The sequence below is a fragment of the Pacificimonas flava genome (assembly GCF_000342165.1).
Taxonomy (GTDB): domain Bacteria; phylum Pseudomonadota; class Alphaproteobacteria; order Sphingomonadales; family Sphingomonadaceae; genus Pacificimonas; species Pacificimonas flava.
Genome location: NZ_AMRV01000009.1, coordinates 40,468 through 53,543, shown reverse-complemented (window position 1 = coordinate 53,543; position 13,076 = coordinate 40,468). Strand labels below are relative to the sequence as shown.

Here is a 13,076-nt window from a genome sequence, read left to right as displayed (position 1 = left end):
TAAAAATTTGTCATGATGGCGCTGCATCTTCCGCTGCGACCGCGGTGCCCTCCGCTGCGGCGGAGGCGGCTGACAGCACCGCGCGGACGGAGGCGGTGGCGACATCCTCGTCGATGCCGACACCCCAGACCGTTCGGCCGGATGAATCGGCGCATTCGACATAGGCCGCGGCGTTCACGTCGCTGCCCTTGCCGATCGCATGCTCGGAATAGCTCACCACCTCGAGCGAGACGCCGAAATCGGCCCTGAGGGCTGCAAGGACGCTAGAAATGATGCCGTTGCCCCGGCCCGACACGGTGCGCTCGGTGCCCGCGTCCTTGATCTTGCCTGTGAATACACGTTCGCCGCCGGCGCCCCGCGTCTCCTCATAATCGACGAGTTCGAAACGCTTTTCGCTACCGATGCGATAGGTTCGCTGGAAGGCCTGCCAGATATCCTCCGCATTCAATTCGCGGCTGGATTCATCGGCCAGCGCCTGGACCGTGCGACTGAAGTGTGCTTGCAGCTTCTTTGGCAGTTTCAAGCCGCGATCCTGTTGCAGCACCCAGGCGACGCCGCCCTTGCCGGACTGGGAATTGACGCGGATGACCGCCTCATAATCGCGTCCGATGTCTTCGGGGTCGAGGGGCAGGTAGGGCACGTCCCATATCTGGTCGTTCTTCGCCTCCTGCGCCGCAAAGCCCTTCTTGATCGCATCCTGATGCGAACCGGAAAACGCGGTGAAGACCAGATCGCCGGCATAGGGGTGGCGCGGATGCACGGGCAGCTGATTGCAATATTCCGCCGTCTTCACGACCGCATCCATGTCGCTGAAATCGAGCGCCGGGTGAACGCCCTGCGTGTACATGTTCATGGCCAGGGTGACGAGGCAGACATTGCCCGTTCGCTCGCCATTGCCGAACAGACAGCCCTCCACCCGGTCGGCGCCGGCCATGATTCCCAGTTCGGCGGCGGCGACGCCGGTGCCCCGGTCATTATGCGGGTGCAGGCTGATGACGACGCTGTCCCGGTCGCGGATATGCCGGCCGAACCATTCGATCTGGTCGGCGTAGATGTTCGGCGTGGCCGCTTCCACGGTCGCGGGCAGGTTCAGGATCAGCGGCCGATCCGGCGTCGGCCGCAACACGTCCATGACCGCCTCGCAGACCTCCAGCGAGAAATCGAGTTCGGCGGTGGAAAAGGTTTCCGGCGAATATTCGAACTGCCAGTCCGTGCCCGGCCGTGCGGCGGCATTGTCGCGCAGCATCATGGCCCCCTCCACCGCGATGTTCTTCACGTCGGCGCGGTCCATTTGGAATACGATGCGGCGCCAGGCGGGCGAGACCGCATTGTACAAGTGAACGATGGCGCGGTGCGCGCCCTCAAGGCTGTCAAAGCTCCTGTCGATCAGGTCGCGGCGCGCCTGCGTCAGGACCTGGACGGTGACATCCTCCGGCACCTTGCCGGATCGGACGAGGCCGGAGATGAAATCGAACTCGGTCGCGCCGGCGGACGGAAAGCCGACCTCGATCTCCTTCAGTCCCACCTTCACCAGCAACTCGAAGAAACGCTGCTTCTTTTCCGCATTCATCGGATCGATCAGGGCCTGATTGCCGTCGCGCATGTCGGTGGAGAGCCAGCGCGGCGGAGCGGTGACGGTCTGTGTCGGCCAGCGCCTGTCGGCCAGGTCGACCTGCGGGAAGGGGCGGTATTTGCGGGCTGGGTTCTGAAGCATCGTCTGTCCTGATCCTGTCACGCGCGGCCGATCGCGCCGCGCCGGTGGTTCCTGTCGATTTGAAATTGCCCCTCAGGCGGCACGGCTGCGCGGCGCGCAGCGGCGGGTCACGCGCCTAAGGGGCGCGTAAGTCGAAGGAGTAGATCCAGGCGATGTGCCGGCGACATGGGGCGGGTGCTAATGCTGTTTGCTGCGAAAGAAAACCCCCCTTCTCCCATCTTCAAGAGAACAAAAGAAACCGAGCTCCCCGTCTGGGGGGGCCGGTTCTTAGCGAAGGCGAAAGAAGTTTCCGCTACGGCTGCTGCTTCGATACCGATGATGAAGGCGAAGCCGCAGTGCTCAAGAATATCTTCTATACCAGCCGTGCGTTCGCGGCCGATGCAGCCGACCAGATCGGTCCCATCCTGGATGTGTCGAGACGGAACAATCGCCGGGCGGGCGTGACCGGCTTCCTGCTGTTCGACGGCAAGCGCTTTTTGCAATTCCTGGAAGGACCGGCCGCCGCCGTCGATGCCACCATGCACCGGATCGTCGAGGACAGGCGGCACTATGCCCATGTCATCATGATCGACGAAGAAGAGACTCATCGCCAGTTTCCGGATTGGGATATGGCTTTTGAGAATGAGGGGGAGCTTCGCGACACGCTGCTCCTGCAGGTGGAACGGCGTCTCGGCACGTTGGAGACGCGGGCGGCGCGGCTATTCCGCTCCTATGCGAAGATGGCGCGCGCCGCCTGAGCCGGCGGCGGCGAATATCCGTGCCCGATTTGCGGCGGCGGCGGGCCGGGCGATCTGTTAATTCCCGCCCATGCTGCTGACGGATCTCGACGACGACACCCTCTACGACGCTCTCATGGCGCGCGACCCGGCCTATGAAGGACATGCCTATGTCTGCGTAAGAACGACGGGCATTTTCTGCCGGCTGACCTGTCCGGCGCGAAAGCCGAAACGCGAGAACATCCACTTCGAGCACAGCGCGTCTGCGTGCGTGGAAAGTGGTTTTCGCCCTTGCAGGCGCTGCCGCCCGCTCGACGCACCGACGCATCCGCTGATCGGCCCCCTGCTTGCGCAGCTCGACGCTCAGCCCGGGCGGCGATGGCGGGAAGATGATCTGGTGGGGCAGGGCTACGACCCTTCCACGGTGCGGCGCGCCTTCCGCCGGCAGTTCGGCATGACCTTCCTGCAGGTGGCGCGCGCTCGTCGTCTCGGTACGGCGGCGAGCCGGCTTGCGCGGGAGGAGACGGTGATCGAGGCGCAGCTCGATGCCGGCTATGACAGCGGCAGCGGCTTTCGCGACGCGTTCCAGCGCCTCATCGGTATCGCGCCCGCGGCGCAGAAGGGAAGGGCGCCGCTCGGCGCGGACTGGATCGAAACGCCGATCGGCCCAATGGTCGCCATCGGTGACGAGGATCGCCTGCATCTGCTGGAATTCAACGACCGTAAGGGACTCCCGCGAGAGGTCGAGCGGCTAAGGACGCGCACAGGCGCGGCCATCGTTCACCGCCGCACTGCATCCGTCAGCGCCACTGCGACCGGCCTCGCGGCATATTTCGCGGGAGAGGCGTCCTTGCCGGCCCTTCCCATGGGCGACCATGGCACCGCCTTCGAACGCACGGTCTGGCGGGCGCTGACGGAAATCCCTTTTGGCGAGACGCGCAGCTATGGAGAGATCGCGGAAAGCATCGGACGGCCGTCGGCTGTGCGGGCCGTCGCGCGGGCGAACGGCGCCAACCAGCTTGCGCTGCTGCTTCCCTGTCACCGCGTCATCGGCGCTGACGGCGCATTGACCGGCTATGCCGGCGGCCTGTGGCGCAAGCGTTGGCTGCTGGAGCACGAGCGCCGCATGACCGGGCAGACGGGCGCTCGCCCGGCGGTTCACTAAAAAACGGTCCTGCGCCGCGGCTGCCCTTGCCCGCGTCCGCAGGACCGTTCCTTTCGGCCCCTGCCCCGTCGAGACGGTTCTAGGCTGCGGCGGCCGCCATCGGCGCGCTGTCCGCTTCCGCCCCGTCCGGATCGCGCAGCACGTAGCCGCGGCCCCAGACCGTCTCGATATAATTGTCCCCTTCGCAGGCCGCCGACAGCTTCTTGCGCAGCTTGCAGATGAAGACGTCGATGATTTTCAGCTCCGGCTCGTCCATCCCGCCGTAAAGATGATTCAGGAACATCTCTTTCGTCAGCGTCGTGCCCTTGCGCAGGCTGAGCAGTTCCAGCATCGCATATTCCTTGCCGGTCAGGTGGACGCGGCTGCCGTTCACATCGACGGTCTTCGTGTCCAGGTTCACTGCCAGCTTGCCGGTGTGAATGATCGACTGGCTGTGCCCCTTCGAACGGCGCACGACTGCCTGGATGCGGGCAATAAGCTCTTCTTTATGGAACGGCTTCGTCAGATAATCGTCGGCACCAAAGCCCAGGCCGCGAATCTTCGATTCGACCTCGTTCGCGCCCGACAGGATCAGCACCGGCGTCGAAACCTTGGCCAGGCGCAGCTTCTTCAGAACGTCGTAGCCGTGCATGTCCGGCAGGCCGAGATCGAGCAGGATAATATCGTAATCGTACAGCTTGCCGAGGTCGATGCCCTCCTCGCCAAGATCGGTGGAATAGACGTTCAGCCCCTGGCTCTCCAGCATCAGTTCGACCGCTTCGCTGGTATTCGGATCGTCTTCGATAAGAAGTACGCGCATGTCGATCAGTCCCTTGTCCAACCCCAGTTTCAGCGAGCGGACGGCCCCGCACGCTGCCAATCACGTTAACCATCCCCTTTATGACCAGGGAAGGTTAACGGGCAGTAAAAGGTTAAAAACCTTAGGACAAGTTACCGTTTGGCAACAGCGTGAACGGCAGAACTCCGGGGTTTACGGCCCTATGCTCGGTGATTCGCGGCACATGCGCGCAACCCTCAACCCGTCCGCCGCCAGGCTCCGCCAGCCGAAGCAGGGCGGGCGGGGCGCCAAGTTCGATTCCCTTTCCGCATTCGTGCTGATAGGACCGCCCACATGAGCCAAGCTGACCGGGTCGTTGCCCCGACACGTGCCCCAGAAGACGTCGATGCCGCACTGCGTCCGCAGCGCCTCGCGGATTTCGTCGGTCAGAAGGCCGCGCGCGGTAACCTCGCCGTTTTTATTGAGGCTGCCCGCGCGCGGGGAGAGGCGCTGGACCATGTCCTGTTCTTCGGCCCGCCTGGGCTCGGCAAGACGACCCTGGCGCAGATCGTGTCGCGCGAACTCGGGGTGGGCTTTCGCGCGACGTCCGGTCCCGTGATTGCAAAGGCCGGCGATCTGGCGGCGCTGCTGACCAATCTGGAACCCAATGACGTTCTTTTCATCGACGAGATTCACCGCCTCGCGCCCGCTGTGGAGGAGGTGCTTTATCCCGCGATGGAGGACCGCTCGCTCGATCTGATGATCGGGGAGGGGCCGTCGGCGCGCTCGGTAAAGATCGACCTGCCGCCCTTCACGCTCGTCGGCGCGACGACGCGTTCGGGGCTGTTGACGACGCCGCTGCGCGACCGTTTCGGCATTCCCGTCCGGCTCAATTTCTATACGCCGGCAGAGTTGGAGCAGGTCGTGGCACGGGCGGCGCGGCTGCTCGGAATGCCGCTCGAACCCGACGGTGCGGCCGAGGTGGCACGCCGTTCCCGGGGAACGCCCCGAATCGCAGGCCGCCTGCTGCGCCGCGTACGTGATTTCTGCGCCGTGGCGGGGGAGGATCCGATCGACCGGGGCGCTGCGGACCGCGCGCTGACCCGGCTTGAGGTGGATGCGCTCGGCCTCGATGCCATGGATCGCCGTTATCTCGGCGTCATCGCCAATGATTATGGTGGCGGTCCGGTTGGCGTGGAAACGCTGGCGGCCGCACTGTCCGAACCGCGCGACACGATAGAGGACGTGATCGAGCCCTATCTGATCCAGATCGGTCTGCTGGCGCGGACTGCGCGCGGCCGGCTGCTGAATGGCAGGGCGTGGAGCCATCTGGGATTGCCGGCACCGCGCGGCACTGCGGGCCAATTGCCGCTGGAGGACGAATGAACGGCGATACGCCTCCGCTTCCTCCATCCGGGGTCTTTTCCGGCGGTGTGCACCGCTTTCCCGTGCGCGTTTATTTCGAGGACACGGACCTCTCAGGTATCGTCTACCACGCGAACTATCTGCGTTATATGGAGCGCGCGCGGTCCGATATGCTGCGCCTCGCCGGCATCGACCAGCGCGCCGCGTTCGAGGCGGGGGCGGGCGCCTATGCCGTTGCCGACCTCTCCATCCGCTACCGCCGCCCGGCACGTCTCGACGACGATCTTGTCGTGGAGAGCCGGGTCGTGGCGGTCCGCGCCGCCGCGACGGAGATCATTCAGCGTATCTTCATGCGCGGGGAACTCTGTATAGAGGCCAAGGTTATTGCTGCACTCGTGTCGCCGTCCGGGCGGCCCTCTCGTCAGCCGGCAGATTGGCGAGAGATGTTTACGAATCTGATGAAAGAATCGCAGGGGGACAATGCAGGCTGACGCCGTATCCGTGGGCATGGCTGCCGCGACCGACCTTTCGCCGTGGGCGCTGTTCATGCAGGCCGACATCGTCGTGAAGATTGTGATGGTGGGGCTTCTTGCCGCCTCCATCTGGTCCTGGGCGATCATCATCGACCGCACGCAGAAACTCAGACAGGTCAACAAGCAGGCGGAAGCGTTCGAGGGGCGCTTCTGGAAGGCAGACAGCCTTGAGGATTTTCATAACGCGCAGGCGAAGCTGGCGCACCCGTCCGCACAGATCTTCAATTCCGGCATGACCGAGTGGCGCCGTTCCTCGAAGGGTGGGGCCGTGGTCCGGAAAGAGGGGCTGCGGACGCGCCTGTCCTCCGCCATCAATGTCGCCATCGACCGGGAGGTGGGGCTGCTGTCCGATCGCCTGAACGTCCTGGCCACCATCGGTTCCGTATCGCCCTTCGTCGGACTGTTCGGCACGGTGTGGGGCATCATGCGCGCCTTCACCTCCATCGCCGCGACGCAGAACACGACGCTCGCCGTCGTCGCGCCGGGCATCGCGGAGGCGCTGTTCGCAACCGCGCTGGGCCTGTTCGCCGCCATTCCGGCGGTGATCGGCTATAACCGCCTGCTGCACGGCGTCGGCCAGGTGGAGGCGCGTCTCGTCGGCTTTTCCGAGGAATTCCAGAACCTCGTCAGCCGCGAGCTGGACGCGCAGGGCTGACGCGTCATGGCCATGGGACTTGCCGCCGCCGCTCGCGGACGCCGCAGCCGCCGCGCCCCGCCAATGGCGGAAATCAACGTGACGCCGCTCGTCGACGTCATGCTGGTTCTCCTCATCATCTTCATGATCACCGCGCCGCTTCTGGTTGCGGGCGTGCCCATCGATCTGCCGGACAGCCGCGCGGCCGCGCTCAACACGGACGACACGCCGATCCAGATTTCCGTCGACGATAGCGGGACGATCTACATCGACGAGCAGCCGCAGGATGCGGAGAGCCTGCCGGTGCGTCTCGCCGCGATCCGGGACGCGCGCGCCGGCGATGCGGAGGAACCGCGCGTCTACATCCGTGCGGACCGCGCGCTCGACTATGGTCTCGTGATGACCGTTCTGGGCGAGGTCAACCGCGCCGGCTTCCGCCGCGTTGCGCTCGTCAGCGAGACCGGCGGGGACTCAAGCGGGGCCGAATGACCGAGGGGCGGGCTCTCACCCTTGCGGGGGCGGCGCACATTGCGGTGTTTGCCGTCATGTCGATGTCCTGGAACCTGATGCGCGACGATTTCGGCATACAGGAGGATGAACCCATCGCGGTGGAGTTCATGGAGATCGCCGACATGCCGGCGGTGACCGAGCGGCCGGAACCCTCGCTTGCCGCTGCGCCGCGCGAGTTGGTGGAGGCGCCGCCCACCGTGGAGCCTGTCGAGGAACTGGAGACGCAGGACATCCCCGACATTCCGGAACAGCCGGATCCGGAGCCGCCCCCGCCGGAGGAAAAGCCCGAGCCCGCGCCCGAGAAGAAGCCCGAGCCGAAGCCGAAGCCGCCGGAACCCGCGAAGAAGCCGGAGCCGAAACCCAAGCCCAAGCCGAAGCCCAAGCCGCAGGAATTGACGACGCCCATCGACAAGGAAAAGGCGGTGGCGGAGCGTGCGCGCGAGGAAGAGGACTTCGCGAAGTCCATCACCGATGCGCTGCCGACGCAGGCAAAGCTTTCCTCAATCCAGCAAAACACCCTGCGCGGCCTGATTCGGGAACGGATCTACAAATGTTGGGACCCCAGTGCCGGCGGGCCGGATTCGAACTCCATCGTGACGACGCTGCGCGTCAAGGCGGCGCCGGACGGCAGCGTCCTCGGCACGCCTAAGGTGGTGAACCAGACGGGCGGCGCCTCCTCCGGCTATATGCGCGCGGCACGCGATGCGGCCATCCGCGCCGTCATGAATCCCCGCTGCTCCCTCGAAGGTCTGCCGAAGGACATGTACAAGGGCGGCTGGGAAGACTTTACCCTGAACTTCGATCCGAAGGATTTATGATGATGTTCGATCGCTTAGCCGGGCGGCTCGCTGCCCTGACGTGCCTTCTCATCGCCCTTCCGGCGGCGGCGCAGAACCTGTCCGTCGACATCAACCAGGGCGTGTCGCGGCCGTTGCCGATCGCCGTTCCGGAATTCGCGACGCAGAACAGCGTCTCGACCGCCGCCGGAACGACAGCGCAGCTGGGCGCACAGGTGGCGGAGGTGATCTCGAACGACCTCGAATCCTCGGGCCTGTTCAACCCCATCGATCCGCTGGCCTTCACCACGGACGTCACCTTCCCCGATGTCACCGCGCCGCGTTACGCGAGTTGGCGCACGGTCAACGCGCAGGCCCTCGTCACCGGCTTCGTCAATGCAAATGCAAATGGCGAGATCACCGTGGGCTGTTACCTGTACGATGTGTTCTCGGAAACGACGCTGGTCCGTCAGGGTTTTTCGACGGACGCCTCGGCCTGGCGGCGCGCGGCACACAAATGCGCCGATGCCGTCTATTCGCGGCTGACTGGGGAGACCGGCTATTTCGACAGCCGCGTCGTCTACGTGTCGGAAACCGGTCCGGCCACCAGCCGCATCAAGCGACTGGCCATCATGGATCAGGACGGTGCCAATCACCGCTTTCTGACCAATGGCCAGAATCTGGTGCTGACGCCGCGGTTCGCGCCGAACCAGCAGACCGTCGCCTATCTCAGCTACGCGCAGAACCGCCCGCGCATCTACATCTACGATATCGCCAGTGGCTCGCAGCGTCTGATCGGCGATTTTCCGAACATGAGCTTTGCGCCGCGTTTCTCCCCGGACGGAAGCACGCTTGTTTTCAGTCAGGCGCGGGCGGGCAACACGGATATCTATAAGATGAACGTGAACGGCGGCAACGTCGTGCGCCTGACCAGCGGGCCGGGCATCGACACGGCGCCCAGCTATTCGCCGGATGGCCGGCGCATCGTGTTCGAAAGCGACCGCGGCGGGACGCAGCAGCTTTACGTCATGAACGCCGACGGGTCGGGCCAGCAGCGGATCAGCTTCGGCGAGGGCGCACGGTACGGCACCCCCGTCTGGAGCCCGCGCGGCGATCTGATCGCCTTCACCAAAATCGGCGGTGGCAAGTTCCGCATCGGTGTCATGCGCCCCGATGGTTCGGGCGAACGTCTGCTGACCGACGCGTGGCAGGACGAGGGGCCGACCTGGTCGCCTAACGGCCGCGTCATCATGTTCTTCCGTTCGCGCCGCGGCGGCGGCGCGGATCTCCATTCCGTTGATCTGACGGGAATAAATGAGCGGCGGATTCCGACGCCGCTGGAAGGGTCCGATCCCGCATGGTCGCCTTTGCGGCCATAAGGGGTTATAGGAACGAAACGGCCGTTCAGTTGTTGCCGCAGTTAATAATAAAACCCCTCAATGAAGGATGGTAGAATGAAAGGTGCTTTTTCGAAAAGTCTCGCCGTTGGTCTTCTGATCACTGCGGCGGCTTGCTCCAAGAACGAGGAAGAACTGCCGCCGCCCCCGCCGCCGCAGCAGCCGACCGAAACACCCGCGCCGCCGCCGACGCCCGCGCCGTCGAGCTCGGTATCGAACACGGTCGTTCCGGGCAGCATCGAGGATTTCAAGCGTCAGGCCGGTTCGGACCGCGTCTTCTTCGCCTATGATTCGTCCTCGCTGGATGCCGAGGGGCGCGACACGCTGGACCGTCAGGCCGCGTGGCTGCAGCAATATTCGAACGTCAGCATTACGGTCGAGGGTCATGCCGACGAGCGCGGCACCCGCGAATACAACCTGGCCCTGGGTGAGCGGCGCGCCAATGCCGCCGCGACCTACCTGCAGCAGCAGGGCGTGCCGGCCGGCCGCATCACGACGGTCAGCTACGGCAAGGAGCGTCCGGCGGTCGAGGGTTCCTCCGAGTCCGCCTATGCGCAGAATCGCCGTGCTGTGACGGTGCTTTCGGGCGCGGCTGCCAGCTGAGCGATTGGCGATTGAGCCGTATTGGAAAGGGGTCGCCTTCGCGGGCGGCCCCTTTTCCGTTTGCTGATGTTGCCCTGTCGGCGCCGGCAGGGGGTTCTGGCGTGACCGGAGAGAACTCGCGCACCGTGTCGTTCGACATTCGGCAGGACGACCTGATCGGGCCGGGCATCTTGTCGCTGCTGCGGTATCACCTGCAGGAAATGCACCGCCATTCGCCACCGGGCAACGTGCACAGTCTCGCGCCGGAGACGCTGCGCGGGGAGGACGTGACCTTCTATTCCGTCTGGATTTCCGGCGAACTGGCCGGTTGCGGCGCGCTGAAGCGTCTGGACAGCCATCATGGTGAATTGAAGGCGATGCGCACCGCCCCTGCCCATCTGCGCCGGGGGGTCGGCGACGCGATGCTTCGGCATCTGATCGCTGAGGGCAGGGCGCGCGCTTATCGCCGCCTCAGCCTGGAAACGGGCAGGCCGGAACCCTTCCATGCCGCACACGCGCTCTACCGCAAACATGGCTTCGCGCCGTGCCCGCCCTTCGCCGATTATACCGACGATCCCTTCTCCCTTTGCATGACGCGAACGCTTTAACGCCGGGGCAGGGTGCCTGCCGACCCTTACCTTCGGCTGTCCGCATCGCTATATCGGCGGCTCCGCGAACCTTACCGGGAAACGATCATGTCAGTCCGCCCGTGGCGCGATATTGAGCGCCGCAAGTCCCGTCAGATCATGGTCGGCAACGTACCGGTCGGCGGCGATGCGCCGATCAGTGTGCAGACGATGACGAACACGCCGACCTCCGACGCGCGCGCGACGATCGACCAGATTCGCGCCTGCGAGGATGTGGGCGCCGATATCGTCCGCGTGTCCTGCCCGGATGAGGACTCGACGAAGGCATTCCGGCTGATCGCCAGGGCGGCGCAGGTGCCGCTCGTCGCCGACATTCACTTTCACTACAAGCGCGCGCTGGAGGCGGCCGACGCGGGCGCGGCGTGCCTGCGCATCAACCCCGGCAATATCGGATCGTCGGAGCGGGTTGCGGAGGTCGTGCGCGCGGCAAAGGCGAATGGCTGCTCGATCCGCATTGGCGTCAACGCCGGCAGTCTCGAACGCGACCTCCTCGAAAAATACGGGGAGCCCTGTCCGGAAGCGCTGGTCGAATCCGCGCTCGATCACATCAAGCTGCTGCAGGATCACGACTTCCACGAGTTCAAGGTCGCGGTGAAGGCGTCCGATGTCTTTCTGGCGGTCGCTGCGTATCAGCAGCTGGCGGAGGCAGTCGACTGTCCGCTGCACCTGGGCATCACCGAAGCCGGCGGCCTCATAGGCGGCACTGTCAAATCCGCGCTCGGGATCGGCAATCTCCTTTGGTACGGCATTGGCGACACGCTTCGCGTCAGCCTCAGCGCCGATCCTGTGCAGGAGGTGAAGGTCGGGTTCGAAATCCTGAAGGCGCTGGGCCTGCGCACGCGCGGCGTTCGCGTCGTGTCTTGCCCCTCCTGCGCGCGGCAGGGCTTCGATGTCATCCGCACCGTGGAAACGCTGGAGGCCCGGCTGGATCATATCAAGACGCCCATGTCGCTCAGCGTGCTGGGCTGTGTCGTCAACGGTCCCGGCGAAGCGCGGGAGACCGATATCGGCCTGACGGGCGGCGGGCGCGGCAAGCACATGGTCTACCTGTCCGGCGTCACGGACCATCATGTCGAGGATGCGGACATGATCGAACATATCGTGAAGCTGGTGGAGACAAAGGCGGCGGAGATCGAGGCCGCATCGACGGACGCCGCGTCCGCACAAGCTGCGGAGTGAACGGCCAGGGGGCGGCCGCCCCTGTTCAATCCAGCAGCGGCGCAAAAGAACCGTCGTCCGGACCTCCGCCGTCCGTGCCTCCGCCGTCCGTGCCTCCGCCGTCCGGACTTCCGCCGCTGCATCTCTTCTTTGCCGTGCTGGTCATGGCGATCTGGGGCAGCAATTTCGTCGTCATTAAGCTTGCCCTTGCCGACCTGCCGCCGCTGACCTTTGCGGCGCTGCGATTTACCTTCGCCTTCCTGCCGCTTGCGCTCGTCCTGCCGCGACCGCGCGTGTCATGGAGGAATCTGGCCGTTTACGGCCTGCTGATCGGCGTCGGGCAGTTCGGGCTGCTCTTTCTCGCCATGCGCAGCGATATCACGCCCGGTCTCGCCTCGCTGATCGTGCAGGTACAGGTCTTCTTCACGATCGGGCTCTCGGTGCTGATCATGAAGGAGCGCATTAGCGCACTGCAGATCGGTGCCGTGCTGCTGGCGGCGGCGGGCCTCGTGCTGATCGGCGTCAGTGCCGGCGGCAGTGCGACGCCGCTCGGCCTCGCGCTCGTCATTCTGGCGGCGATGTCCTGGGCGGGCGGAAATATGACCGCGCGGGCCGCCGGGACCGTCAGCATGCTGCCCTATGTCGTTTGGTCGAGCCTGTTCCCCGTGCCCGTCCTTTTCGCACTGGCTTGGCTGTTCGAGGGCGCGCCGGTCATGCTTCAGAGCATAGCGGCCGCCGGCATCGGCACCTGGGCGGCGGTCCTGTGGCAGGCGATCGGCAACACCATGTTCGGTTACAGTGTCTGGGGTTGGCTGCTGGCCCGTCACCCGGCCGCCCAGGTGGCGCCGCTCGCCCTTCTCGTTCCGGTCTTCGGCCTCGGTACGTCCACGCTGGTGCTTGGTGAGCCTCTGCCCCTTTGGAAACTGGCAGGCGGCGCGCTGATCGTAACGGGCCTTTTCATCGGTATCGTCTTTCGGGGGCGACGTCCCCGCGGGATCGCGAAGAACGCGCCGACGGCCTGAACGCCGGAACGGTGCGCCTTTAGGGGTTTGTTAAGAGGAGGGGGCGCAGCGTACCCGGCATGCTGCGCACCCTTCTCATAACGCTGATCGCCCTCGGCCC

The 13,076-nt window shown here is 65.1% G+C and carries 14 protein-coding genes; 12 read left to right on the top strand and 2 right to left on the bottom strand.

Annotation, left to right across the window (positions count from 1 at the left end; genetic code table 11):
- Positions 1 to 10 precede the first annotated feature (10 nt).
- Positions 11 to 1,714: a 2-isopropylmalate synthase gene (gene leuA / locus C725_RS11950; RefSeq protein WP_008603326.1), complete on the bottom strand. Its 1,704-nt coding sequence runs from the start codon at positions 1,712 to 1,714 to the stop codon at positions 11 to 13.
- A gap of 335 nt (positions 1,715 to 2,049) precedes the next feature.
- Here leuA and C725_RS11945 point away from each other — a divergent pair, with 335 nt between their 5' ends.
- Positions 2,050 to 2,451 (top strand): BLUF domain-containing protein, encoded by a 402-nt coding sequence (locus tag C725_RS11945; protein WP_008603323.1) that lies wholly within the window; start codon positions 2,050 to 2,052, stop codon positions 2,449 to 2,451.
- A gap of 70 nt (positions 2,452 to 2,521) precedes the next feature.
- Positions 2,522 to 3,595 (top strand): bifunctional transcriptional activator/DNA repair enzyme AdaA, encoded by a 1,074-nt coding sequence (locus C725_RS11940; protein ID WP_008603321.1) that lies wholly within the window; start codon positions 2,522 to 2,524, stop codon positions 3,593 to 3,595.
- A gap of 79 nt (positions 3,596 to 3,674) precedes the next feature.
- Here C725_RS11940 and ctrA read toward each other — a convergent pair whose 3' ends face one another.
- Positions 3,675 to 4,394: a response regulator transcription factor CtrA gene (ctrA, locus tag C725_RS11935; protein ID WP_038283161.1), complete on the bottom strand. Its 720-nt coding sequence runs from the start codon at positions 4,392 to 4,394 to the stop codon at positions 3,675 to 3,677.
- Between the two features lie 312 nt (positions 4,395 to 4,706).
- Here ctrA and ruvB point away from each other — a divergent pair, with 312 nt between their 5' ends.
- The 10 genes from ruvB (at position 4,707) to C725_RS11885 (ending at position 12,976) form a co-directional block, all read left to right on the top strand.
- The gene (ruvB, locus tag C725_RS11930; protein ID WP_008603317.1) at positions 4,707 to 5,738 is read left to right on the top strand and encodes a Holliday junction branch migration DNA helicase RuvB; all 1,032 of its coding nucleotides are present in this window, start codon (positions 4,707 to 4,709) and stop codon (positions 5,736 to 5,738) included.
- Positions 5,735 to 6,208, top strand: coding sequence for a YbgC/FadM family acyl-CoA thioesterase (locus tag C725_RS11925; protein WP_008603315.1), 474 nt, complete (start codon positions 5,735 to 5,737; stop codon positions 6,206 to 6,208). Before ruvB ends, C725_RS11925 begins: the two co-directional genes overlap by 4 nt.
- The gene (gene tolQ, locus C725_RS11920; protein ID WP_038283120.1) at positions 6,198 to 6,905 is read left to right on the top strand and encodes a protein TolQ; all 708 of its coding nucleotides are present in this window, start codon (positions 6,198 to 6,200) and stop codon (positions 6,903 to 6,905) included. The genes C725_RS11925 and tolQ overlap by 11 nt, the downstream gene beginning before the upstream one ends.
- A 12-nt stretch (positions 6,906 to 6,917) precedes the next feature.
- Positions 6,918 to 7,373, top strand: coding sequence for a protein TolR (tolR, locus tag C725_RS11915; protein WP_038283159.1), 456 nt, complete (start codon positions 6,918 to 6,920; stop codon positions 7,371 to 7,373).
- Positions 7,370 to 8,212: a hypothetical protein gene (locus C725_RS11910; RefSeq protein WP_038283118.1), complete on the top strand. Its 843-nt coding sequence runs from the start codon at positions 7,370 to 7,372 to the stop codon at positions 8,210 to 8,212. The genes tolR and C725_RS11910 overlap by 4 nt, the downstream gene beginning before the upstream one ends.
- 2 nt (positions 8,213 to 8,214) lie before the next feature.
- Positions 8,215 to 9,549 carry a Tol-Pal system beta propeller repeat protein TolB gene (gene tolB, locus C725_RS11905; RefSeq protein ID WP_038283157.1) on the top strand — a complete coding sequence of 445 codons (1,335 nt, stop codon included), beginning with the start codon at positions 8,215 to 8,217 and terminating at the stop codon, positions 9,547 to 9,549.
- 75 nt (positions 9,550 to 9,624) lie between these two features.
- Positions 9,625 to 10,170, top strand: a complete 546-nt coding sequence (pal, locus tag C725_RS11900; protein WP_008603302.1) for a peptidoglycan-associated lipoprotein Pal — start codon at positions 9,625 to 9,627, stop codon at positions 10,168 to 10,170.
- A 101-nt stretch (positions 10,171 to 10,271) separates the two neighbouring features.
- Positions 10,272 to 10,757: a GNAT family N-acetyltransferase gene (locus C725_RS11895; RefSeq protein WP_243442747.1), complete on the top strand. Its 486-nt coding sequence runs from the start codon at positions 10,272 to 10,274 to the stop codon at positions 10,755 to 10,757.
- Between the two features lie 87 nt (positions 10,758 to 10,844).
- The gene (gene ispG / locus C725_RS11890) at positions 10,845 to 11,975 is read left to right on the top strand and encodes a flavodoxin-dependent (E)-4-hydroxy-3-methylbut-2-enyl-diphosphate synthase (protein ID WP_008603299.1); all 1,131 of its coding nucleotides are present in this window, start codon (positions 10,845 to 10,847) and stop codon (positions 11,973 to 11,975) included.
- An 89-nt stretch (positions 11,976 to 12,064) separates the two neighbouring features.
- A complete protein-coding gene (locus tag C725_RS11885; protein ID WP_008603297.1) occupies positions 12,065 to 12,976 on the top strand; it encodes an EamA family transporter in 912 nt (303 codons plus the stop codon).
- Positions 12,977 to 13,076 lie beyond the last annotated feature (100 nt).

What these genes read in the sequence shown, in the direction of transcription:
- leuA (WP_008603326.1), bottom strand. Translation starts at nt 1,714, where the DNA reads ATGCTTCAGAACCCAGCCCGCAAATACCGCCCCTTCCCGCAGGTCGAC.
- C725_RS11940 (WP_008603321.1), top strand. Translation starts at nt 2,522, where the DNA reads ATGCTGCTGACGGATCTCGACGACGACACCCTCTACGACGCTCTCATG.
- ctrA (WP_038283161.1), bottom strand. Translation starts at nt 4,394, where the DNA reads ATGCGCGTACTTCTTATCGAAGACGATCCGAATACCAGCGAAGCGGTC.
- ruvB (WP_008603317.1), top strand. Translation starts at nt 4,707, where the DNA reads ATGAGCCAAGCTGACCGGGTCGTTGCCCCGACACGTGCCCCAGAAGAC.
- C725_RS11925 (WP_008603315.1), top strand. Translation starts at nt 5,735, where the DNA reads ATGAACGGCGATACGCCTCCGCTTCCTCCATCCGGGGTCTTTTCCGGC.
- tolQ (WP_038283120.1), top strand. Translation starts at nt 6,198, where the DNA reads ATGCAGGCTGACGCCGTATCCGTGGGCATGGCTGCCGCGACCGACCTT.
- tolR (WP_038283159.1), top strand. Translation starts at nt 6,918, where the DNA reads ATGGGACTTGCCGCCGCCGCTCGCGGACGCCGCAGCCGCCGCGCCCCG.
- C725_RS11910 (WP_038283118.1), top strand. Translation starts at nt 7,370, where the DNA reads ATGACCGAGGGGCGGGCTCTCACCCTTGCGGGGGCGGCGCACATTGCG.
- tolB (WP_038283157.1), top strand. Translation starts at nt 8,215, where the DNA reads ATGTTCGATCGCTTAGCCGGGCGGCTCGCTGCCCTGACGTGCCTTCTC.
- pal (WP_008603302.1), top strand. Translation starts at nt 9,625, where the DNA reads ATGAAAGGTGCTTTTTCGAAAAGTCTCGCCGTTGGTCTTCTGATCACT.
- ispG (WP_008603299.1), top strand. Translation starts at nt 10,845, where the DNA reads ATGTCAGTCCGCCCGTGGCGCGATATTGAGCGCCGCAAGTCCCGTCAG.